Source organism: Rhizobium sp. Rhizsp42, assembly GCF_047304155.1.
In the GTDB taxonomy this organism is placed as follows: Bacteria; Pseudomonadota; Alphaproteobacteria; order Rhizobiales; family Rhizobiaceae; genus Rhizobium.
The window spans coordinates 12,379-33,435 of record NZ_JBGLYS010000025.1; the positions used below are offsets into that span (position 1 = coordinate 12,379).

The 21,057-nt window shown below is 62.7% G+C and carries 21 protein-coding genes; 15 read left to right on the forward strand and 6 right to left on the reverse strand.

Features of this window, described 5'->3' with window-relative positions; genetic code table 11:
- Positions 1–3 precede the first annotated feature (3 nt).
- From ACCD05_RS21390 to ACCD05_RS21410, 5 genes are all read left to right on the forward strand, one after another.
- Entirely contained in the window at positions 4–2,265 is a 2,262-nt protein-coding gene (locus ACCD05_RS21390; RefSeq protein ID WP_413395181.1) for an Orn/Lys/Arg decarboxylase N-terminal domain-containing protein, read from the forward strand.
- Positions 2,262–4,625, forward strand: coding sequence for an ornithine decarboxylase (gene speC, locus ACCD05_RS21395; protein ID WP_413395183.1), 2,364 nt, complete (start codon positions 2,262–2,264; stop codon positions 4,623–4,625). The genes ACCD05_RS21390 and speC overlap by 4 nt, the downstream gene beginning before the upstream one ends.
- 18 nt (positions 4,626–4,643) lie before the next feature.
- On the forward strand, positions 4,644–6,005 hold the full coding sequence (potE, locus tag ACCD05_RS21400) for a putrescine-ornithine antiporter (RefSeq protein WP_018896905.1): 1,362 nt from the start codon (positions 4,644–4,646) through the stop codon (positions 6,003–6,005).
- 18 nt (positions 6,006–6,023) lie between these two features.
- Complete coding sequence (locus ACCD05_RS21405) at positions 6,024–6,950, forward strand: amino acid ABC transporter substrate-binding protein (RefSeq protein ID WP_413395185.1); 927 nt, start codon at positions 6,024–6,026, stop codon at positions 6,948–6,950.
- Positions 6,951–7,071: 121 nt separating this feature from the next.
- A complete protein-coding gene (locus ACCD05_RS21410) occupies positions 7,072–7,323 on the forward strand; it encodes a hypothetical protein (protein WP_209234831.1) in 252 nt (83 codons plus the stop codon).
- Positions 7,324–7,350: 27 nt separating this feature from the next.
- Here the strand turns inward: ACCD05_RS21410 and ACCD05_RS21415 are convergent, their stop codons facing one another.
- The 5 genes from ACCD05_RS21415 to ACCD05_RS21435 all read right to left on the reverse strand — a co-directional run bounded on the left by ACCD05_RS21415 (position 7,351) and on the right by ACCD05_RS21435 (position 12,686).
- On the reverse strand, positions 7,351–8,472 hold the full coding sequence (locus ACCD05_RS21415; RefSeq protein WP_413395187.1) for an AI-2E family transporter: 1,122 nt from the start codon (positions 8,470–8,472) through the stop codon (positions 7,351–7,353).
- A 38-nt stretch (positions 8,473–8,510) separates the two neighbouring features.
- The gene (gene ppk2 / locus ACCD05_RS21420) at positions 8,511–9,359 is read right to left on the reverse strand and encodes a polyphosphate kinase 2 (RefSeq protein ID WP_047514045.1); all 849 of its coding nucleotides are present in this window, start codon (positions 9,357–9,359) and stop codon (positions 8,511–8,513) included.
- Positions 9,360–9,377: 18 nt separating this feature from the next.
- The gene (locus ACCD05_RS21425) at positions 9,378–11,093 is read right to left on the reverse strand and encodes a SulP family inorganic anion transporter (RefSeq protein ID WP_413395189.1); all 1,716 of its coding nucleotides are present in this window, start codon (positions 11,091–11,093) and stop codon (positions 9,378–9,380) included.
- An 82-nt stretch (positions 11,094–11,175) separates the two neighbouring features.
- Positions 11,176–12,333 (reverse strand): HlyD family secretion protein, encoded by a 1,158-nt coding sequence (locus tag ACCD05_RS21430; protein ID WP_047514040.1) that lies wholly within the window; start codon positions 12,331–12,333, stop codon positions 11,176–11,178.
- Positions 12,333–12,686 (reverse strand): DUF3302 domain-containing protein, encoded by a 354-nt coding sequence (locus ACCD05_RS21435; RefSeq protein ID WP_047514037.1) that lies wholly within the window; start codon positions 12,684–12,686, stop codon positions 12,333–12,335. The genes ACCD05_RS21430 and ACCD05_RS21435 overlap by 1 nt, the downstream gene beginning before the upstream one ends.
- Before the next feature lie 322 nt (positions 12,687–13,008).
- On the opposite strand from ACCD05_RS21435, the gene ACCD05_RS21440 reads away from it, so the two are divergent.
- The 3 genes from ACCD05_RS21440 (at position 13,009) to ACCD05_RS21450 (ending at position 15,777) form a co-directional block, all read left to right on the forward strand.
- Positions 13,009–13,299, forward strand: a complete 291-nt coding sequence (locus tag ACCD05_RS21440; protein ID WP_413395192.1) for a hypothetical protein — start codon at positions 13,009–13,011, stop codon at positions 13,297–13,299.
- A 66-nt stretch (positions 13,300–13,365) separates the two neighbouring features.
- Positions 13,366–14,808, forward strand: coding sequence for a DUF3300 domain-containing protein (locus ACCD05_RS21445; protein ID WP_413395194.1), 1,443 nt, complete (start codon positions 13,366–13,368; stop codon positions 14,806–14,808).
- 36 nt (positions 14,809–14,844) lie between these two features.
- The gene (locus ACCD05_RS21450; protein WP_413395196.1) at positions 14,845–15,777 is read left to right on the forward strand and encodes a DUF2950 domain-containing protein; all 933 of its coding nucleotides are present in this window, start codon (positions 14,845–14,847) and stop codon (positions 15,775–15,777) included.
- 82 nt (positions 15,778–15,859) lie between these two features.
- Here the strand turns inward: ACCD05_RS21450 and ACCD05_RS21455 are convergent, their stop codons facing one another.
- Positions 15,860–16,294, reverse strand: a complete 435-nt coding sequence (locus ACCD05_RS21455) for a hypothetical protein (protein WP_402928721.1) — start codon at positions 16,292–16,294, stop codon at positions 15,860–15,862.
- 325 nt (positions 16,295–16,619) lie between these two features.
- Here ACCD05_RS21455 and ACCD05_RS21460 point away from each other — a divergent pair, with 325 nt between their 5' ends.
- From ACCD05_RS21460 to ACCD05_RS21490, 7 genes are all read left to right on the forward strand, one after another.
- Positions 16,620–17,048: a hypothetical protein gene (locus ACCD05_RS21460; RefSeq protein ID WP_413395198.1), complete on the forward strand. Its 429-nt coding sequence runs from the start codon at positions 16,620–16,622 to the stop codon at positions 17,046–17,048.
- Positions 17,049–17,052: 4 nt separating this feature from the next.
- Positions 17,053–17,634, forward strand: a complete 582-nt coding sequence (locus ACCD05_RS21465; protein WP_112945288.1) for an OmpA family protein — start codon at positions 17,053–17,055, stop codon at positions 17,632–17,634.
- A 232-nt stretch (positions 17,635–17,866) separates the two neighbouring features.
- Positions 17,867–18,628 (forward strand): glycosyltransferase family 2 protein, encoded by a 762-nt coding sequence (locus ACCD05_RS21470; RefSeq protein WP_047514022.1) that lies wholly within the window; start codon positions 17,867–17,869, stop codon positions 18,626–18,628.
- On the forward strand, positions 18,625–19,293 hold the full coding sequence (locus ACCD05_RS21475; RefSeq protein ID WP_413395201.1) for a phosphodiesterase: 669 nt from the start codon (positions 18,625–18,627) through the stop codon (positions 19,291–19,293). The genes ACCD05_RS21470 and ACCD05_RS21475 overlap by 4 nt, the downstream gene beginning before the upstream one ends.
- Positions 19,290–19,916: an HAD family hydrolase gene (locus tag ACCD05_RS21480; protein WP_047514019.1), complete on the forward strand. Its 627-nt coding sequence runs from the start codon at positions 19,290–19,292 to the stop codon at positions 19,914–19,916. Before ACCD05_RS21475 ends, ACCD05_RS21480 begins: the two co-directional genes overlap by 4 nt.
- A gap of 10 nt (positions 19,917–19,926) precedes the next feature.
- Complete coding sequence (locus ACCD05_RS21485; protein ID WP_413395203.1) at positions 19,927–20,649, forward strand: glycosyltransferase family 2 protein; 723 nt, start codon at positions 19,927–19,929, stop codon at positions 20,647–20,649.
- Positions 20,646–20,972 carry a cupin domain-containing protein gene (locus ACCD05_RS21490; RefSeq protein ID WP_112980746.1) on the forward strand — a complete coding sequence of 109 codons (327 nt, stop codon included), beginning with the start codon at positions 20,646–20,648 and terminating at the stop codon, positions 20,970–20,972. The genes ACCD05_RS21485 and ACCD05_RS21490 overlap by 4 nt, the downstream gene beginning before the upstream one ends.
- Positions 20,973–21,057: the final 85 nt, after the last annotated feature.

Consider the following 21,057-nt stretch of genomic DNA (forward strand, 5'->3'; position numbering starts at 1 on the left):
CGCATGGAATTCCACAAGTCATTTCCGATCGCAGTCATCGACGAGGATTTCGACGGCAAGAGCGCTGCCGGCCGAGGGATGCGCGATCTGGCGGCCGCCATCGAGGCGGAAGGGTTTCGTGTCGTCTCCGGCGTCACTTATGAGGATGCGCGGCGGCTGGTGCATATCTTCAACACGGAGTCCGCCTGGCTGGTTTCCGTCGACGGGACGGAGGACAAGGCGTCGCGCTGGCAGGTGCTGGAGGAGGTTCTGAGCGCCAAGCGCCGCAAGAACGACCGGCTTCCGATTTTCCTGTTCGGCGACGACACGACGGCCGAAGACGTGCCGGCCAGCGTGCTGCGCCATGCCAACGCCTTCCTGCGGCTCTTCGAGGATTCCGCCGAGTTCATGGCCCGCGCCATCGTGCAGGCGGCGCGCAACTATCTCGACCGGCTGCCGCCGCCGATGTTCAAGGCGCTGATGGATTACACGCTGGAGGGGGCGTATTCCTGGCATACGCCGGGCCACGGCGGCGGCGTCGCCTTCCGCAAAAGCCCGGTCGGGCAGCTCTTCTACACCTTCTTCGGCGAGAACACGCTGCGGTCGGACATCTCGGTGTCGGTCGGCAGCGTCGGGTCGCTCCTGGATCACGTCGGGCCGATCGCGGAAGGGGAGCGCAACGCGGCGCGCATCTTCGGCACGGATGAGACGCTGTTCGTCGTCGGCGGCACATCGACCGCCAACAAGATCATCTGGCACGGCATGGTCGGACGCGGCGATCTCGTTCTTTGTGACCGCAATTGCCACAAGTCGATCCTGCATTCGCTGATCATGACCGGCGCGACGCCGATCTATCTCATTCCCTCACGCAACGGGCTCGGCATCATCGGGCCGATCTCCAAGGATCAGTTCACACCCGAGGCGATCGCACAGAAGATCGCGGCCAGCCCGTTTGCGGGCGAGACCAGCGGCAAGGTGCGGCTGATGGTCATCACCAACTCCACCTATGACGGCCTCTGCTACAATGTCGACGCCATCAAGGTGTCGCTCAAGGATTCCGTCGAGGTGCTGCACTTCGACGAGGCCTGGTATGCCTACGCGAATTTTCACGAGTTCTACGACGGCTTCCACGGCATCTCGTCGACGCAGCCGGCGCGCTCGCAGAACGCCATCACCTTTGCAACCCATTCGACGCACAAGCTTCTCGCGGCCTTCTCGCAGGCGTCGATGATCCACATCCAGCACGCCGAGAACAAGAAGCTCGACGTCACGCGCTTCAACGAAGCCTTCATGATGCACACCTCGACCTCGCCGCAATACGGCATCATCGCGTCCTGCGATGTCGCCGCGGCGATGATGGAGCAGCCGGCCGGCCGCGCGCTGGTGCAGGAGACGATCGACGAGGCCATCAGCTTCCGCCGGGCGATGAATGCGGTGCGCGGGCAGATGGGGCAGAGCTGGTGGTTTGATGTGTGGGAGCCCACGATCGCCGAGGAGACGCCGAGCGATACGCATGCAGAGTGGGTGCTGAAGCCCGGCGATGCCTGGCACGGCTTTACCGGGCTTGCCGAAAACCACGTGATGGTCGATCCGATCAAGGTCACCATCCTGTCGCCGGGGCTTTCGGCGGATGGGACGATGCAGGAGCACGGGATACCGGCGGCTGTTATCACCAAGTTCCTCTCCTCGCGCCGGATCGAGATCGAGAAGACCGGGCTTTACTCCTTCCTCGTGCTGTTCTCGATGGGGATCACGCGCGGCAAGTGGAGCACGCTCGTCACCGAGCTCATCAATTTCAAGGATCTCTACGACAGCAACGCGCCATTGACGCGGGCGCTGCCGGCGCTGGCCGCCGCTCATCCCGAGGCCTATGGCAATATGGGCCTGCGCGATCTCTGCGAGCAGATCCACGCCATCTACCGCAAGGACGATGTGCCGAAGGCGCAGCGCGAGATGTATACGGTGCTGCCCGAGATGGCGCTGCGGCCGGCCGATGCCTACGATCATCTCGTCAAGGGACGGATCGAGAGCGTCGAGATCGACAATCTGATGAACCGCATCCTGGCGGTGATGATCGTTCCCTATCCGCCGGGTATTCCGCTGATCATGCCCGGCGAGCGGATCACCGAAACGACGAAGTCCATTCAGGATTACCTGCTTTACGCGCGCGATTTCGACCGCAAGTTCCCCGGCTTCGAGACCGATATTCACGGCCTGCGCTTCGAGGCCGGCAGCAATGGGCGGCGCTACCTCGTCGATTGCGTGGCGGAGGGGGCGGCCCAATGATCCCGCGCGACGTGAAATCCCCGACGGTTGCGATACCGTTTAACAAGATGCTGAAGATCGTCGCGGTCGTCGATCGCGACAACCGCCAAGTGCAGGAGCTGCTGGCGCAGCTTGCCGCCGACAATTTCGAGGTCGAGCTCCGCGATGACTACACGGCCGACGTTTCGGAAGACGCGTCGGTGGGCGCCTATATCGGCTCCGTCGAGGGCGGGTTGTTGCCCTATGCGCGCGGCTTTCTCCGCTCGCTGCGCGAGGCGGGTTTCCGCACGCCGGTCTGGGCGATGGCGGATACGCTCAGTATCTCGGACATGGACGTCGTCGAGATGGCGGGCGAGGTGGATGGCTTCGTCTATCTCGGCCAGCAGACGCCGGCCTTCTACGCCAAGCAGATTGTTTCCAGCCTGATCAACTACGGCAAGTCGCTGCTGCCGCCGTTCTTCGGGGGCATGATGGCCTATGACGGCGAAGCCAATATCGCCTTCGATTGCCCCGGCCACCAGGGCGGGCAGTTTTATCGCAAGTCTCCGGCCGGGCAGCTGTTCTTCAAGTATTTCGGCGAGAGCATCTTCCGCAACGATCTTTGCAATGCAGACGTCGATCTTGGCGACCTGCTGATCCATGAAGGCCCCGCTGTCGAGGCGCAGAAGCAGGCGGCGCGGATATTCGGGGCGGATCGAACCTATTTCATCCTGAACGGCACCAGCACCTCCAACAAGGTGGTGACCAACGCGGTGCTGCGCGCCGGCGATCTCGTGCTGTTCGATCGCAACAATCACAAGTCGCTGCATCAGGGCGCGCTGGTGCAGGCCGGCGCGATCCCGATCTATCTGCCGACGGCGCGCAATTCCTTCGGCATGATCGGCGCCGTCGACTGGGCGGCGTGGGACGAGGGCTGGCTGCGCCAGCAGATCGCGGCCCATCCGCTTCTGGCGGACAAGAGCCGGGCCAATGCCGAGCGGCCCTTCCGGCTCGCCTGCATCCAGCTCGCCACCTATGACGGCACGATCTACAATGTCCGCCAGGTCATGGAGAAGATCGGCCATCTCTGCGACTACGTGCTCTGGGACGAAGCCTGGATCGGCTACAACGCGTTCCATCCGCTGTTCGAGGGCCATAGTCCGATGCGGCTCAAGGACCTCAAGCCCGACATGCCCGGCCTGTTCTCGACGCAGTCGGTGCACAAGCAGGGGGCGGGCTTCTCGCAAGCGTCGCAGATCCACAAGCGCGACGAACATATCAGCGACCAGCGCCGCTTCATCGAGCACAAGCGCTTCAATGAATCGCTGCTGATGCATGTCTCGACATCGCCCTTCTATCCGCTGTTCGCCTCGCTCGACGTCAATGCGAAGGTGCATGAGGGCAAGGCCGGCGAGATGCTCTGGGACCGCTGCATCGGTCTCGGGATCGAGGTGCGCAAGAAGCTGCGCGGTTTCGTTCAGCACTACGAGAGCAAGGCGACGAGCGCCGAGGAGCAATGGTTCTTCGACCCCTTCGTGCCGGACAAGATCTCCGTCACGGGGTCCAAACATACCGGCGATCTCAAGGGCATAAGGTGGGAGGACGTGCCGACCGATGTCTTGAAGCGCGAGCAGCAGTGCTGGCGGTTCGACCCCGAGGCGACGTGGCACGGCTATGCCGGCTACGCGCCCGGCTACACGATGGTCGATCCCAACAAGCTGACGCTTCTGACGCCCGGTATCGACCGGAAGACCGGCGAATATCGCGAGTTCGGCATCCCGGCGACCGTCGTCGCCAACTATCTGCGCGAGCAGCGCGTCGTGCCGGAGAAATGCGATCTGAACAGCCTGCTCTTCCTGCTGACGCCGGCCGAAGACGAAAGCAAGCTCAACACGCTGGTCGCCAAGCTGGTGAAATTCAAGAACCTGTGGGATCGCGACGCGCCGCTACAGGATGTGTTGCCGACCGTCTTTGCCGCCAATCGCGAGCGCTATCAGGGCTATACGGTGCGGCAGGTCTGCAAGGAGATGCACAGCTTCTACCGCTCTGCCGGCGTCAAGGAATTGCAGCGCCTGTGCTTCCGTTCCGAGAGCTTTCCGGAGCCGGCGATCTCGTCGAAGCAGGCTTACGAGGCGCTGGTCGCCAACAATGTCGACTACGTGCCGCTGTCGGAAGCCGCCGGGCGCATTTCGGCGACGCTGGCGCTGATTTATCCGCCCGGCATCGGCGTGATCGTGCCCGGAGAGCGCTGGGACAACAGGGCGCGGCCGATGCGCGATTATTTCCTGGCCTTCGAGGAGTCCTTCAATCGCTTCCCTGGCTTCAACTACGAAGTCCAGGGCGTGTTTCAGGAACGGATCGATGGGCGCATCAAGTTCCACACATATGTCGTGCGCGAGTAGGGCGAGGGGAGTGTCATCATGACCGATCACACAATGCATGCTGCGGCCGATACCACGGCCAAGAAGAAGATGAACCTGATGCAGCTGACCTTCATCGTCGCCGTCAACATGATGGGGTCGGGCATCATCATGCTGCCGGCGAACATGGCGCAGGTCGGCGCCATCTCGCTGCTCTCCTGGATCGTCACGGCGCTCGGCTCGATGGCGATTGCCTACGGTTTCGCGCAGGCCGGGTTGTTCAATCAACGCCCCGGCGGCATGTCAGCTTACGCCGAGGATGCCTATGGCAAGGACGGCTACTTCCTCGTCTTCTTCCTCTATTTCCTGTCGCTGGCGATCGGCAATGTCGCGATCGGCATCTCGGCGGTGGGCTATCTCGCCGGCTTCTTCCCGGTGCTGACCTCGACGCCCGTCATGACCTGCGTCGCGCTGATCGCCCTCCTGTGGCTCACCACGGCCGCCAATTTCGGCGGCCCGCGCATCACCGGGCGGATCGGGTCGATCACCGTGTGGGGCGTCATCATTCCGGTCGGTCTCTTGTCGATCATCGGCTGGTTCTGGTTCAGTTCGAGCACGTTTGGTGCTGCCTGGAATCCGAAGGGGCTGACGCTGGCGCAGGGGATGGGATCCAGCATCTCGCTGACGCTCTGGGCGTTCCTCGGCATGGAATCGGCGGCGCAGAACTCCGATGCCGTCGAAAATCCGAAGCGTGACGTGCCGCTTGCCTGCATGTTCGGCACGCTCGGCGCCGCCGTCATCTACATCCTGTCGACGACTGTGATCCAGGGCATCGTGCCGAACGCCGATCTTGCGGCCTCGACCGGTCCCTTCGCGCTTGCCTATGCAACCATGTTCAATCCGACGATCGGCTCGATCATCATGGCGCTCGCAGTGCTTGCCTGCGTCGGGTCGCTGCTCGGCTGGCAGTTCACCATCGCGCAGACGGCGCGCACGGCGGCGCAGGAGCGGATGTTCCCGGCGATCTTCTCGCGGGTGAACCAGATGGGGGCGCCGGTCCAGGGCATGATCATCCTCGGCATCGTGCAGACGGGCCTTGCCCTGATGACCATTTCTCCGACGCTCAACGAGCAGTTTTCGGCGCTCGTCAACCTCGCGGTCGTCACCAACGTGCTCCCCTATATCGTGGCGCTTTCGGCTCTCTTCGTGATGATGAAGAAGGCGGGTGTGCCGCCGGCGAAGTACCGGCTGAACTCCATCATCGCCACGCTCGGCATGCTCTACAGCGTGTTCGCGATCTATGCCTCGGGCAAGGACGCGGTGCTTGGCGGCATGCTGGTGACGGGTATCAGCTTCATCATCTACGGCCGGATCGCGCCGCGCTTTGCGAGCGGCCTGAACCGTGTCGCGGCGGCAGAATAGTTCCGGGGAGGATGTGTCATGCAACAGAAAAGTCGTTTGAAGACATTGCTGACCGCGTCGATCCTCGCCGGCGCGGCCGCCTCCATGGCGCTGTCGGCGGCCGAAGCGCAGACGCTCGATCGCATCAAGACGAGCAGTTCGCTGAAGCTCGGCTATGAGCCGGATGCCCGGCCATTCTCGTTCAAGACCGAGCAGGCGGCACCCGGCGGCTACGCGGTCGCGCTGTGCGGCAAGATCGCCGATAGCCTGAAGACGGCGCTGAACCTGCCGCAGCTGAATGTCGAATGGGTACCGCTGACGGACAAGGGGCGGGAGCCGGCGATAAAGGACGGGACGGTGGATCTCGTCTGCGGGGCCGAGCCGATCACGCTCACGCGTCGCGCCGAAGTGTCCTTCTCGCTGCCGATCTTTCCGAGCGGCACGGGCGTGGTTTTGAGCAAGAGCGCGCCTTTGGCGTTGACCGAGGTGCTGGCCTATGGGCAGCCCACCAGCCGGCCGATCTGGCGCGGCTCTCCCGCTCGCACCATCCTCGAGCACAAGACCTTCTCGTCGATCGCGGGCACGACCAGCGAGCGCTGGCTGGCTGACCGGATCAAGACATTCCAGCTGGCGGCGACATCCGTGCCGGTGGAAAGCTATGCGATCGGTATCGAGCGTGTCGTCGACGGCAGTTCGGCCGCGCTGTTCGGCGACATGCCGTTGCTGATGGATGCGGCCGCCCGCAGCGACAATGCCGGCAATCTCGTGGTGCTGAGGCGGCATTTCACCTATGAGCCGCTGGGGCTGGAACTGGCGCGTGGTGACGAAGACTTCCGGCTCGCCGTCGATCGCGCGCTCAGCCAGACTTATGCCGCGGCCGACTTCGTGGACCTCTTCACGACATGGTTCGGCGTGCCCGACGAGGCGATCGTCACCTTCTTCCGGCAGACCGCGCTGCCGGAGTAATCCTGATGCCCACTCGCCTCATCATGGTTGTTAGTCGATAAAAAGCGATATTTGTTGCATCGCGGAACAATCCGACACCCTCAGGGATTCGTACAAGGAGTAGCGAATGCGGAGGTAAGCCATGAACCGGGAGCGCGGACGGAGGAGGCTGATGCTCAGACTGCCGGATATCCGGCATGTGCTGTCAGGCGTGCCCACGGAAGCGCTCGGTGACATGTTCGAGTCCTACGCATTGGCCGCCGACGCACTTGACCGGTTTCGCAGCGAGAAGCCGCTGCAGGAAAGTCTGATCGCGGAGTATTCCGAGCTCTGTCATGAGATCGAGCAGGAGGTCATCCTCTATTGCTCCGGCGGGCTCAGATCTCAGGGGTGAGGTCGTTCAGCCATCATGCGTTCTTGCTCAATCAACCGGCACAAGCGGCTTCGTCTCGGTGCTCTCTCGCGGCGGCCAAGCCCAGGCACGCAGCAGTTCGTAAAACACGCTGAGCACGATCGGCCCGAGGAACAGGCCCAGCAGCCCATAGGATAGCGTGCCGCCGATAACCCCGATCAGGATCACCAGCATCGGCGTCGAGAGACCTTTCGCCATCAGGATCGGCTTCAGCACATTGTCGACAAGCATGATCGGTACCGCGACGACTGTCAGTGCCAAGGCGACCGATGTCGGCCATGAGAGCCAGCCCCAGATGATCGCCGGCACGAGAACGAGCCCCGGACCCAGCTGCATCACGCAGAGCATGAAGATGATGAAGGTCAGCGCGCCCCGTGCGGGCAGGTCGAAGAAGGCGAAGCACAGGCCGCACATCAACGTCTGCAGGAAGGCAACGCCGATGACGCCGCGCGAGACGTTCCTGACCGTCGTTCCCGCGAGCTTGGCGAAGCCGACGCCCCGGTCGCCGGCGATACGGCTTGCCAGAACCTGAATGGTTTCGGCGAGCCGCGTCGACTGGGTGAGGAAGAAGCCGGAGAGGATGACGGAGGCGACGAAGCTCAACACGCCGCCGCTGATCGAGGCGAGCTTGGCGACTACGATGCCCATCACATGCAGGATCGGCTTCTGATATTCGATGATGTTGGAGGCGAGATCGCCGGCGACCTTGTTCCAGCCGGCATAAAGGCGTTCGCCGATGACGGGCCATGCGCGAATGCTCTCGGGTGCTGACGGCAGCGCGAAGCTTTCCGCCTGGAGCTTTCCGACCAGCCCTTCCACCGCGTCGGCGAAATTGACCGCCACGAGCGCCACGGGCGCGATGATCAGCACGAGGCAGGCGACGACGATGACCGTCGCGGCGATCACCGGCCGGTTGCCGATCAGCCGCGAGAGTGCGTTGAACATCGGGTAGAGCGCGACGGCAAGGATGGCCGACCAGACGACGATCAGCGCGAACGGCGCGATGAGAAGCACCGTCCAGTAGGCGAAAAGGCCGATGATCCCAAGGCGCACAAGGTCGCTGACCCTTGCCTCGATCGAGATCTGTCCGGCGTCTTTTGCCGCCATGCCCACGTCGTTCGTCTGGTCCATCGTCATAACCCGCGCCGCGAGCCCCCTTGCGCGTCTGGTTACTGCGTCGTGTCAGGTACGACGTGGCGGACGCTGCCGTCCTCGATGAAGTCCGACGGCCGCTTCTGGCGCTTGCCGAGATCGGGCTCCTCGAACTTGATGCGCTCGTAGGGGATGGACTGCAGAATGTGCGAGATGCAGTTGATCCGGGCGCGCTTCTTGTCGTCCGAGGGGACGATCCACCATGGGGCGTGATTGCTGTCGGTCATCCGGAGCATCTCGTCATAGGCGCGGGTATAGTCCCACCAGCGCTGATAGGACTCGACGTCCATCGGGCTCAGCTTCCACTGCCGGACCGGATCGTCGATGCGGCGCCGGAAGCGACGTTCCTGCTCCTCTTCGCTGACGGTCAGGAAGTATTTGAGCAGCGTCACGCCGCTCTCGACGATCGCCGCCTCGAAACGTGGCGCGAGCTCCAGGAAGCGCTGCACCTTCTTCTCGCTGCAGAACCCCATGACGCGGTCGACGCCGGCGCGGTTGTACCAGCTGCGGTCGAAGATCACGACTTCGCCGGCGGCCGGTAGGTAGTTGATGTAGCGCTGCATGTAGATTTGCGATTTCTCGCGTTCGGTGGGGGCGGGCAGCGCGATGACGCGGAAGACGCGCGGGCTGACCTTCTCGGTGATCCGCTTGATCATGCCGCCCTTGCCGGCGGCGTCGCGGCCTTCGAAGACGATGACCACGCGGGCGCCGGATTTCTTGACCCACGCCTGGAGATGCGCCAGCTCCACCTGCAGGCGGGCGATCTGCTTGTCGTAATCCCACGCCTTCTTTTTCTTCTTGTCCTTGCCGTTGGACTTTGCCGATGGCTCCGGGTCGTGCCCCTTGGTTTCCAGTATCTCGTCCATGGTTCTCCCTCCGTGCTCTTAAACCGTGCTGCCTGCCGATGTCGTGCCTGCCTGGTCGTAATTCCCGATCAGCGCCCGCAGCGCTTCTTCCCTGCCGTTGAAGATGTTGTCCGGACCGATCGTCCTGATGACGCCGGCGCGGCTGAGAATGCCGCGGCTCTCCTCGCTGAGATCGGCGATCGCGAAGGTGATGTTGCGCTTGGCGAGGATCTCGGCCACGGCTTCGAGCGCGGTGGCGCCCGTGCTGTCGATATGGGTGATCGCGCTGGCATCGAGCACGAGGCATCGGGTCTCGGCGGGCAGGTTGCGCGCCACCGAAGTCAGGCGGTTCCTGATGTAATCGGCGTTGTAGAAGAGGATGCTGCCCTGCACGGCGAAGACGGCGGCGCCGTCGACCGGGCGGGCTTCGGGGTGGCGGGCTAGGTCGAAGAAACCGTGCCGGCCTTCGATGCGGCCAAGCAGGCCGTCGCGCGGGAACATCGTCTGGCGCAGCAGATAGACCAGCGTTGCGGCCACCGCGACGATGACGCCGTTGAGCACGCCGAAGCTGATCGCGCCCCACATGGCGATCAGCGCGAAGATGAACTCCATGCGGCTGATGCGCCAGATCTTGCGCAGCTCGTGGACGTCGATGAGGCTGATCGCCGCCATGGCGAGGATTGCGGCAAGCGCCGGAATGGGAAGGATGCGAAGCGCGCTGTGCAGGAAGACGAGGGCCGCGATCAGCGTTGCCGCCGAGACGAGGCCGGCCGCCTGCGAGACGCCGCCGGTCGACAGGTTGATTGCCGTGCGGGAATCCGAAACGCTGATCGGAAACGAGCCGAACAGCCCCGGCGCGATGTTGGCCGCGCCGAGGCCTATCAGCTCCTGGTTCGCATCGACCTCTTCGCCGGTGCGCGAGCCGAAGCTGCGGGCCGCCACGATGCCCGCGCCGAAGCTCACCAGAAAGATCGCGGCAGAGCCGAGTATGATCTTGTCGAGTGGCATCTGGTGGAGCGCGGGCAGCGAGAAGCTTGGCAGGCCGCTCGGGATGTCGCCGACGACGGCGATGCCGCGCCCCTGAAAATCGAAGATGGCCGAGAGCACGACCGAGAGGACGACGACCAGCACCGGCCCTGGAATCTTGAGCTGGAAGGCCCGGACGAGCCACAGCAGCGCGAACATCGCAAGGCCGAGGAGCAGCGAGGGCCAATGGATCAGGCCGCTCTTGCCGGCGATCTCGACGAGCGGCGGGATGAGCCCGTCGGATTCGATCTTCACGCCGGTGAAGCGGCCGATCTGGCCGACGAGGATCGACAGCGACACGCCGGCGAAGAAGCCGACGAGGATGGGGCGCGAAAGGAAGCTTGCGAGAACGCCGAGGCGCAGCAGCTTGGCGGCGATGCAGCAGATGCCGACGCCGAGCGCGAGTGCTGCCGCGATGGCGACCCGATCGACCGGCGTGCCGGCGGGATAGGCGGCGACGATCGTTCCCATGGCCGCGGCAAGCACGGTCATGGTGGCCGCATCGGGGCCCACGACGAGGAGCCGCGAGGGGCCGAAGATCGCGTAGGCGATCGGCGCGACGATGCTGGCGTAGATGCCCGTTTCCGGGGGAAGGCCGGCAATGGCGGGATAGGCGATGGCGCTCGGCAGGCCGACAGCCGCAATCGACAGCCCGGCCGGGATATCGCTCTTCAGCCAATCCCTGCTGAAACCGCTCAGGCCTCGCAACATCGGAAGACTGCCTATCACCGCGGGCTCCTTATCACTTCGTCATCGCTATTCCCGTATTGGTGCCGGCCCCACCCGCAAGAGCGGGACCGGCCTTCTCCCCTCAGTGTTCCAGGAAGACGTAGTTCATCCAGCTGCTCATCCGCAGCAGCACCTTTCTCAGAACCGCGACGTGGTGCCAGTGGTGGGTGTAGACGGCGACCTCGGCGACGACACCGCCGGGTAGCTGGTATCCCTCGGTGCTTTCTAGGAGCTCGATGCTGGCGATCGTCTGGCCGGGTGCGGCGCGTTCGGGCGATTGCGGGTCGATCAGCGCGCCGGAGGGCTGCAGCTGGCCTTGCGCCATCACGTCGATGATCCCCTGCACGCGGGCCTTGAAGATCTTGCCCGGGACCGCCTTGAAGGCCACCTCTGCGTCGTCGCCGACATTGACGCGTTGCAGCGAGTTCTGGATGAAGGCGGCGCCGAGCATCTGGTCCTGGCTGTCGATGAAGACCATGACCGGGCGCAGCGGCAGCGGGTTCGCCATCATGCCAGGGCGCAGGAAGACCTGGGTGACGTAACCGTCGCTCGGGGCGCGGACCGTCGTCTGATCGAGCTCGTATTCAGCGTTGGCAAGCTCGGCCTGCAGGCGGGCGACGGTGGGGTTCGTACCGTTGATTTCCGATTCATAAGCCAGTTTTGCCTGCGTGGCCTGGGCGCGGGCGGTATCGACCGCGGCCTCGGCCGTCAGGTAGAGGCCCCTGCGGTTTTCGACTTCGAGTTCGGAGTAGACGGCGCCACGACCGCTCGACTTGGCGTTTTCGTTGGACGCCTGGAATTTCTCGAAGGCCTGCAGCGAACGATCCCTGGAGGCTTCGGCGCCGGTAACGGCCGCGTTGGCGGCGTCGAGTGCCGCTTTCAATTGCAGCACTGTCTGCTTCGCCTCAGCGAGCGCTGCAGTCTTCTGGTCGACCGTGAATTGGTAGGGGCGCGGATCGATGCGGAAGAGGACGTCACCCTTCTTGAGTGGCGCATTGGGCGTTACCGGCACCTCGATCACCTGGCCGCCGACCGTCGGGATGACGGGCGCGGAGGTGAAGTAGATGCGGGCGTCGCTGGTGTAGGGGTGATTGTAGCTCATCAACAGCAACAGCGTCCCGATCAGGAAGATGCCGCCGAGAACCGATGTCGCCAGCGTCCACTGGTTCACAGGGATGCGGAAGATCTTGAAGATCGCGTAGCAGAGCGCCGCGTAGGTCAGTATGAGAAGCAGGTCCATCAGGCGTTCTCCTTCTCCGATGTCTGGCCTTCCGACTGGCCTTCGAGTTCCGCGATGCGCGCATGCAGGCGTGCGATTTCAGCGTTGGCCTCCTGCGCCGGCGACAGTTTCCCATCGCTGCGAATGCCCCAGCCGCGATCCTCGCGGTAGATCGTTGCCCAGATGAACAGGAACGGCCAGATGGCGTGGAGGGTGAACAGGCTCACCCATCCCGCGACATGGATCGCATCCTGATGCGGATGGTTTCTGGCCTTTGCCATCAGGTGCGGGATGTCGTGGATCGCGATCACCGCGTAGAATAGCGTGATCACGACGAAGAACAGAACGCCCAGTGCGAAATAGTCGAGGAACACGGTTTTTGCCTTTCGACAACGAATGGTCGACCTCAGCGGGTGCGGGGAATACGCAAAAACAATAGACCTGCGGGGCCGGAGACGCCCGTAGCATCACGTAACATCTATCGGATCGAGGGCGGGCGGGTGGTCTTTCGCCGCCGTCGGGGTCATCGCCGATCTGCGAGCTCACGGTGTCAATTCGGGCTGTTCGCCACCATCGAGTACAAGCCGAAATGATCGCGGATGCCGCGTATCTTCGCGTATCTTACGTCTGCGTCCGCGCTCATCCGCCCTATAATCAGCTGGTCTTCCTGGGGGGAGATCGGCGGTGGGGGGTGCGATGAGCTGGAGAGAAAGCAATACGCCGCGACTGTCCGCTCTCGCCGTCGCCGAGGTCCATTTTCCCGAGAAGGCCAAGAGGGTTCGGCATCTCTACCAAGTCAGCGAAACGTTCCGCAGCATGTGCGAAGACCTCGCGGTGATCCTGGAGACGCTGGCCCATCTCGACGATCTTCCGCGCACGGAGCGGGAGGCGCGCCGGCAGGAATACAAGGAACTGGAGAAGGCGCTTCTCAGCGAAATCGGCGAGGCGCTGTCGCAATCGAACGTCGTATCGCTCAAGCGCTCCTGAGCGCCCGGACATGGAGCGCGCCAAGAGCAGCATTCATCGCCATTTGCACGGAAAGGTCGACGCGTCATGAAATCAAGATCGTTCAGACTAACTGCCGGCCTGACAACTGGTTTGACGGCGCTGGCGCTCATCTCCATGCAGGAGCCATCCTTCGTGTTCGCCCAGACGGCGGCTCCCGCTGCCGCGCCGGCGCCCGCGGCGCCTGCTGCTGCGACCGACCTCTTGTCCGAGGATGAGCTGGAGGTGCTGGTCGCCCGTATCGCGCTCTATCCGGACGAGCTGGTCGCCGCGATTTCGGCGGCGTCGCTTTTCCCGCTGCAGATCATCGAGGCGCAACGTTTCCTGGACTCCAAGAAAAAGAACGCCGATCTCAAGCCCAAGGATGACTGGGACGGCAGCGTCATTTCGCTGCTGAACTATCCCGACATCGTGAAGATGATGAGCGACGATCTCGACTGGACGCAAAAGCTCGGCGATGCGCTGACCAACCAGCAGAAGGATGTGCTCGTTGCCATCCAGCAGCTGCGCGACGAGGCGGTGGCGAAGAACATCATCAAGACGGACGACAAGGTGACCGTCGTCACCGAAAACAACAACGTGGTGATCCGCCCGACCGATCCTCAGAAGGTCTACATCCCGCAATATGAGCCGCAGATGCTCTACGAGCCGGGCTACGCGGCCGAGCCGATCTCCTACTATCCGAGCTCCTACGACAATTACTATTATCCGGGCGCCGCGTTCTTCGCGGGGGCTGTCACCGGCGTCGCCTGGGCGGCGATCGTCAACTGGGACGATTGGGGTGTCTGGGGCGGCCGGTGGAACGGCGACGTCGATATCGACTGCAACAACTGCTTCAACGACCGGAATTTCAACGGCAAGGTCAAGTGGAACGATGTCGACTGGACGAAGGTCGATCGCAGCAAGCTCAGCATCGACAAGAGCCAGTTCGCCAACCTGGATCGCACGGCGATCAAGTCAGGCCTTGAAGGCGACAAGCGCAACCAGCTGAAAAACCAGGTCGGCGACCGCCGGGCGGATATCGGGGCAGGAGGGCGCAACACGGCGGCGCGCGCCGACGACATCCGCAAGGGAACCGTCAACGGCCTGAAGGCCAACGGCAAGCCGGGCATCGCCAACAGACCGGCGGACCGGCCGAATGCCGGCAACCGTCCGGCGAATGCCTCTCGTCCGGACGCTCGTCCCGGCAATGCCGGGGCCAATCGTCCATCGAAGGGCAATGTGAAGAAAAACGGCGCACCGAAGATGGCGGCGAGACCGGACAACCGCTCACGGCAGCCCAACGCGCTCGGTAACCCCCAATCTTCAGGACGCCGGGAAGCGATCGCATCCCAGCGTGGCGGCCAGAGCATGGGTGGCGGTCAGCGCGGTGCGCCGCGGGCCCAGAGCCGCCCGGCACCGAGGTCTTATGCCGGCGGCGCCGGGCGTGGCGGTGGCGGTCATTCGCGCCCGCCGCCACGGCGCGGCGGTGGTGGTGGCGGAAGACGATAGGATCTGACCGGGTTTCCAGAGCCAATGGAGGCAACCATGGCATTGCGACTGAAGTTGATGCGTTTGCTGGTTGGTGTGGTCCTGCCCTTGACGTTCGCAAGTTCGTCCATGGCGCAGACCGCCCTGTCGGCGTACATCGGCAAGGCGCCGCAACCGTCCTTCGACACGCCTGACATGGCGCTCGACAAGCTGAAGGCGGTGCTTGCGGCGAACGATCTGAATGGGCTTGCGGAGCTGCTCGGGCTGAAGGCCGACAAGCTCAAGGACAACAACGCGGCCATGGTCAGCTATGCGCTGATCCGCGAGGGCGCGTCGCGGCTGATGAAGCTCGAGGATCTCGATGGGCGCAAGGTCGTGGCCATCGGCGACAGGCTCTGGCCGCTGCCGTTTCCGCTGACGAAGGGCGCCGACGACAAGTGGACGTTCGACACGCGCACCGGACTGGAGGAGATCGTCAACCGCCGCATCGGCGAGAACGAGCTCGCGACGATCGAGACCATCCATAACTTCGTGATTGCCCAGCACATCTATGCCTCCGAGGATCGGACTGGTTCTGGCATCTACGAGTATGCGCAGAAGCTGATCAGCTCGCCCGGCAAGCGGGACGGTCTGTACTGGCAGGCAGGCCCCGGCGACGAGGACAGCCCGGCGGGGCCGCTGATCGAGACCGCTGCCTTCGGCAAGGCCAAGCGCGGCGAGGGCTACTTCGGGTATCACTACCGGATCCTGACGGGGCAGGGCGACAACGTGCTTGGCGGCAAGCAGAGCTACATCGTCAACGGTCACATGACGGCGGGCTTCGCGGTGATCGCCTGGCCGGTCAAGTACCGGGAGACGGGTGTGCAGACATTCATCGCCAATGGCATGAGCGTCATCTACCAGCGCGATCTCGGGCCGGAGACGGAAAAGAAGGCGGCGGCGATCAAGACCTTCAATCCCGACAACAACTGGTCGGTCGTGTCCGAATAGGCCGAGATGCATTCGGGTGGCGGTTGTCAGAAACAACCGCCACCCGTGAAATCGATGCGCTCCTGCTGCCCCTCCCGGGGCTTTATTTGACCGGGGGTTCCCAGGTCAGGAACAGACCGACATCGCCGGGCATGCCCCCGGGAAAATCGATGATCATGGCCTTCAGGCCGTAGCCCTGCGGCTTGGCCAGTTGCTCGAACAGGTCGAGAAGCTCCTTCGCCTTGCCTTGAAGCGTCTTCTGCCATCCTGGAAGGCTGTTGTTGATGGCGCGGCCGCCGTCGTCGCAGAAGCTCGAGGGGAAGCTGTAGATCATCGCTTCGTACTTGCCATCCGCCGCGGCCTTCATGACGAGGCGCTTGATCATCGCGCGTTCCTTCTCGTCGATATGCTTGCGGAAGAAGTCCTCGACGAACTCGGCATGCTTTTCAGCTTCTCGCGCCTTGATCTTCTCGTCGCGCTCCATCTCGGCGATCTGGAGCTCAAGGGCGCGTTTGCGCAGTTCTTCGGCGCTGGCCATGGAATGGGGTGCGGATGTCTGCGTCGATGTCATCTCTACGTCCTCCAAGTTCATCCTCAGGGGATGATAGGGCGGATGGAGAAGCGAAGGCAGTATGATACGCGGGGGTGGCTGTAAGATACGGTATGTTACGGCTGCGGCCCGAACGGGCCTGGAAAAGGCTTCGAATGCTGGCCGTCGAGGTCGATCCGACTCCTGTTGCAGTGGTGTGACGGCTCCAATTCAGCCCGCCAAAGCCGATGTGCGTTACGGTAATATACGCTCCATTCGCGTGACATCATGCCATCGTCCCGCCCGTCGATGTGACCAGTCAGGGACGGATAGGATGAAAAGATCAAGACGAGGGATTCTGATAACGGCCGTTGCGTGTGTCTCCATGGGCCTTGCCTGGGGAGCGTCGGCGCAGACCTTGAGCTATGCGGATGCGGTGACGAAGCTCGCAAGCGATTGCGGCACCGACATCCAGAAACTGTGCAAGGGACTGAACCTCGGCAGCGGCCGCATCGCCGACTGCCTGCAGCAGAACGCGGCGAAGGTTTCGCCGAGCTGCAAGGCTTCGCTTACCACCGTCTTCCAATCGATCACGACGCGCGAACAGGCGCAGACGGCCTATGAACGCGTCTGCCAGCGCGACATGTCGAAGAGCTGCAACGGCATCAAGGGGGACGGCTTCGTGCTGGCCTGCCTGATCAAGAAGCAGCCGCGCGTCAGCGATGAATGCAATCAGACGATCACCAATGCGGGATGGAGATGAGATGATGAAGCGGGTTCTTTCGAAAGCAATCATTGTCGCGGCGGCGGTTATCCTCGTTCCTGCCCTGGCATCGGCGCAGGAAGTGTCGCAGGAGCGCATCGTCAAGGGGCTCGGCAAGCTGACCTCTGCTGCGCCAGCCATCGATCTCGAGATCCTGCGGCAGGAGGCGATCAGCGGCGGCAGCAAGCAGATGTCGGAGCTGCCGAACTGGAAGCGTATCGCCAAGCTGCCGCAGATGGTGGTCGAGATCAATTTCGAGAACGATTCCGTCGCGATCCAGCCGAGTTCCTATCGCACGCTAGGCCTGCTTGCCGACGCGCTGCACCATCCGAACCTCTGGGACTATAAATTCCTGGTGGTCGGGCACTCCAGCTCGACGGGCGACGAGAAACACAATCTCGATCTCAGCGAGCAGAGGGCGGCCGCCATCAAGGAGGCGTTGTCCACGACCTTCGCGGTCGATCCGCAGCGGCTTTATGCCGTCGGCGTCGGCGAATACATGCCGATCCCTGGCACGGATACGACAGGATCGAACAACCGGCGGGTACAGCTGATCAATCTCGGCGTTTTCACGAAGAAGTCCTGACGTCGTCTTCAAGTCAGCCGGAAGCTGGTGAAATATTTCCCGCATGCGTCCGAAAGACACTGAATAAGAATAGATGAAACGACCCGCGTGGACCGATCCACGCGGGTCGTTTCATTTCGGGTAAGTTTCTTTGCTCAGCCGGGCTTCTGGCCCATCCGGGACAGCGTGACGCCAGCTTCGGCCGCTATGGGTCGCCTCACGGTGTAAGCTGATACAATTCGGGATATACGCAATGTTGAACATCGTCGTACCAATGGCAGGGCACGGAAGCCGCTTCGCCAAGGCCGGCTATACTCTCCCCAAGCCACTTCTGCCTGTGCACGGCGTGCCGATGATCCGGCTGGTGATCGAAAACCTTCGCCCCTCGGTCGAGCATCGTTTCATCTTCATCTGCCAGGCAGCCCATGTCAGGGAGCACGGGCTGGGCGAGAACCTGCGCGCCTGGGCGCCGGGCTGCGAGATCTTTCTCGTCGAGCAGGTGACCGAGGGTGCCGCCTGCACGGTCCTTCTCGCGCGCGACGAGATCGATAACGATCAGCCGATGATGATCGCCAATTGCGACCAGTATATCGACGTCGACATCGACGATTATCTGCAGGCCATGGGCGATCTCGACGGGATGATCATGACCATGACGGCGGATGATCCGAAGTGGAGCTTCGTTTCCTTCGGTGCCGATGGCTATATCGACAACGTCGTCGAGAAGCAGGTGATTTCCGACCACGCGACCGTCGGGATCTACAATTTCCGCAAGGGCTCCGACTTCGTTTCCTATGCCGACCGGATGATCGAGCGCGACTTCCGCGTCAACGGCGAGTTCTACGTGGCGCCGGTCTATAATTTCATGATCGAGGACGGCTCGAAGATCGGCGCCTATTCGATCGGCTCGGTGGATGCGGGGATGTACGGTCTCGGCGTGCCCGAGGATCTCACCCATTTTCAGAGCCTGCCTCTGTCCGTCGATGTGACGCGCTCGCTGGGTGCCGCGGCATGATCGAGGTTCTCAGCCATCGCGGCTACTGGAAGACGCCTGAAGAGAAGAACTCGGTCGAGGCCTTCGTTCGCTCCTTCTCGCTCGGCTTCGGCACGGAGACCGATGTGCGCGACAGCCAAGCGGACGGCGCGCCTTCGATCGTCATCTCGCACGACATTCCGCGCGGGGGAGAAATCTCCTTTGCGGAGTTGCTCCGGATCGCCAAGCAGCATGGCTCGCCGTTGCTGGCGCTGAACATCAAGGCCGATGGCCTGCATGATATGCTGGCCGAGGTGCTCTCGAGCGAAGGCTACAGCAACTATTTCCTGTTCGATGCGTCGGTCCCCGATCTCATCCAGGGCGTGAAGCGCAAGATGGTCTCGTTCACGCGTCTCAGCGAATATGAGCGCGAGGCGTCGCTTTACGACGATCCCGGCGTGACCGGTGTGTGGATCGACAACTTCCTGCCGGGGCGCTGGTATGACGCGGCGCTGATCGAGCGCATTCTCGCCGACGGCAAGTCGGCCACGCTGGTGGCGCCGGATCTTCATGGCCGGCATGACGAATATGAACCATTTCTCCAGTGGCTGGTGTCTTCGGGGCTCAACGAGCGGGACGGGCTTTCCGTCTGCACCGACTTTCCGGAGCGCGCGCAACTGATTTTGACTGGCCGGGACGCAGCATGACCACGCTTAAGGCGATTATCTTCGACATGGACGGCGTGCTGATCGATGCACGCGAATGGCACTACGAGGCGCTGAACCGGGCGCTCGAGCTCTTTGGATACACCATTCCGCTGCACGAGCACCTGACGATCTTCGACGGCCTGCCGACGCGGCGCAAGCTGGAGATCCTGACGACGACGCGCGGGCTTCCCGAGGCGCTGCACGGCTTCATCAACGAGATGAAGCAGCTCTACACGACCGAGATGATCCATACCAAGTGCAAGCCGACCTTCAAGCAGGAATACGCGCTGGCGCGGCTGCGGGAAGACGGATACCGGCTCGCCGTGGCGTCGAACTCGATCAAGAGCACGGTGTCGCTGATGATGTCGAGAGCCGCGCTCGATGGCTATCTCGAGTTCCAGCTGAGCAACGAGGACGTCAAGCACGGCAAGCCGAGCCCTGAGATCTACACCAAGGCGATCACTATGATGGGCCTGACGCCCGAGGAATGCCTGATCGTCGAGGACAACGAGAACGGCATCAAGGCCGCCAAGGGTTCAGGCGCCCATGTCATGGTGGTGAACGATATCGCGGATGTGAACTACCCCGCGATCACCGAGACCATTCGAAAAATCCACGGTTGATGAGCTTGCGATGAATATTCTGATCCTGATAGCCGGCGAGCCTCGCATCCAGGCGATGGAGGCCTATCCGACCGCGCTGGTGGAAATCAACGGCGTACCCCTGGTGCAGCGGCAGCTGGCCGAATGCGCCAAGATCCCCGGCCACCGCATCATCGTGGCGATGCAGAAGAAAGACCTGGCGCGCTACCATCTCGACGAGGTCGTGCGCCTGCTGTCGCCGGAGGCCGCGGTGGTCTCGGTCGAGGACAAGACCGAAGGGGCTGCCTGCACGGCGCTACTCGCCGCCGGCTATATCGACAATGACGAGCCGCTGCTGATCCTCAACGGCGACGAATTCCTGACAGTTCCCTTCGACGGCGTGATCCAGAACTTCGTGGAGCGCGAGCTCGACGGCGGCACGATGACCTTCAAGTCCGTGCATCCGCGCTACTCCTTCGTTCGGCTCGACGACCAGAACATGGTGGTCGAGGCGGCCGAGAAGCATCCGATCAGCGACAACGCGACGGCCGGTTTCTACTATTTCCGGCAGGGACGCGATTTCGTGCGCGCGGCGAAGAACGCGATCCGCAAGGACGCGCGGCACAACAACATGTTCTATGTCTGCCCCGTCTATAACGAGATGGTGCTCGAGGGTAAGAAGATCGGGATCTTCCCGATCAACGCCAAGGACTTCCATCCCATCAAGTCGGATCGCCAGCTAATCGAACTATCAGTCACGGAAGGTGACAAATGAGCGACAAGCCACTCACCCTCAACGACATGATCGGCGGCTGGTTCATCGGCGACTTCGACCCCACCGTCGTGAAGACGGATGCGTTCGAGGTCGGCGTGAAGCATTACGTGGCCGGCGACAAGGATGCGGCGCATTACCACAAGATCGCCCGCGAGATCACGCTCGTCGTCTCCGGCACGGTGCGGATGATCGATCAGGTGTGGGAAGCGGGGAGCATCATCGATATCGAGCCCGGCAAGGTCAACCAGTTCGAGGCGCTCACCGATGCGACGGTGACGGTCGTGAAGATCCCGAGCGCCAAGAACGACAAGTATCTGGTCTGATCTACCTGGAGAAAGGCGGTCGCGGATGGTTTCGCGGGCGCTATACTTTGAAGGCAGTCCTATAAAGCAGAACGCCCGCATCGAT

Bases quoted from the DNA above. Each gene is read 5' to 3' on its own strand.
- ACCD05_RS21390 (WP_413395181.1), top strand. From the start codon at position 4: ATGGAATTCCACAAGTCATTTCCGATCGCAGTCATCGACGAGGATTTC.
- speC (WP_413395183.1), top strand. From the start codon at position 2,262: ATGATCCCGCGCGACGTGAAATCCCCGACGGTTGCGATACCGTTTAAC.
- potE (WP_018896905.1), top strand. From the start codon at position 4,644: ATGACCGATCACACAATGCATGCTGCGGCCGATACCACGGCCAAGAAG.
- ACCD05_RS21405 (WP_413395185.1), top strand. From the start codon at position 6,024: ATGCAACAGAAAAGTCGTTTGAAGACATTGCTGACCGCGTCGATCCTC.
- ACCD05_RS21410 (WP_209234831.1), top strand. From the start codon at position 7,072: ATGAACCGGGAGCGCGGACGGAGGAGGCTGATGCTCAGACTGCCGGAT.
- ACCD05_RS21415 (WP_413395187.1), bottom strand. From the start codon at position 8,472: ATGGACCAGACGAACGACGTGGGCATGGCGGCAAAAGACGCCGGACAG.
- ppk2 (WP_047514045.1), bottom strand. From the start codon at position 9,359: ATGGACGAGATACTGGAAACCAAGGGGCACGACCCGGAGCCATCGGCA.
- ACCD05_RS21430 (WP_047514040.1), bottom strand. From the start codon at position 12,333: ATGGACCTGCTTCTCATACTGACCTACGCGGCGCTCTGCTACGCGATC.
- ACCD05_RS21440 (WP_413395192.1), top strand. From the start codon at position 13,009: ATGAGCTGGAGAGAAAGCAATACGCCGCGACTGTCCGCTCTCGCCGTC.
- ACCD05_RS21445 (WP_413395194.1), top strand. From the start codon at position 13,366: ATGAAATCAAGATCGTTCAGACTAACTGCCGGCCTGACAACTGGTTTG.
- ACCD05_RS21450 (WP_413395196.1), top strand. From the start codon at position 14,845: ATGGCATTGCGACTGAAGTTGATGCGTTTGCTGGTTGGTGTGGTCCTG.
- ACCD05_RS21455 (WP_402928721.1), bottom strand. From the start codon at position 16,294: ATGGCCAGCGCCGAAGAACTGCGCAAACGCGCCCTTGAGCTCCAGATC.
- ACCD05_RS21460 (WP_413395198.1), top strand. From the start codon at position 16,620: ATGAAAAGATCAAGACGAGGGATTCTGATAACGGCCGTTGCGTGTGTC.
- ACCD05_RS21465 (WP_112945288.1), top strand. From the start codon at position 17,053: ATGAAGCGGGTTCTTTCGAAAGCAATCATTGTCGCGGCGGCGGTTATC.
- ACCD05_RS21470 (WP_047514022.1), top strand. From the start codon at position 17,867: ATGTTGAACATCGTCGTACCAATGGCAGGGCACGGAAGCCGCTTCGCC.
- ACCD05_RS21475 (WP_413395201.1), top strand. From the start codon at position 18,625: ATGATCGAGGTTCTCAGCCATCGCGGCTACTGGAAGACGCCTGAAGAG.
- ACCD05_RS21480 (WP_047514019.1), top strand. From the start codon at position 19,290: ATGACCACGCTTAAGGCGATTATCTTCGACATGGACGGCGTGCTGATC.
- ACCD05_RS21485 (WP_413395203.1), top strand. From the start codon at position 19,927: ATGAATATTCTGATCCTGATAGCCGGCGAGCCTCGCATCCAGGCGATG.
- ACCD05_RS21490 (WP_112980746.1), top strand. From the start codon at position 20,646: ATGAGCGACAAGCCACTCACCCTCAACGACATGATCGGCGGCTGGTTC.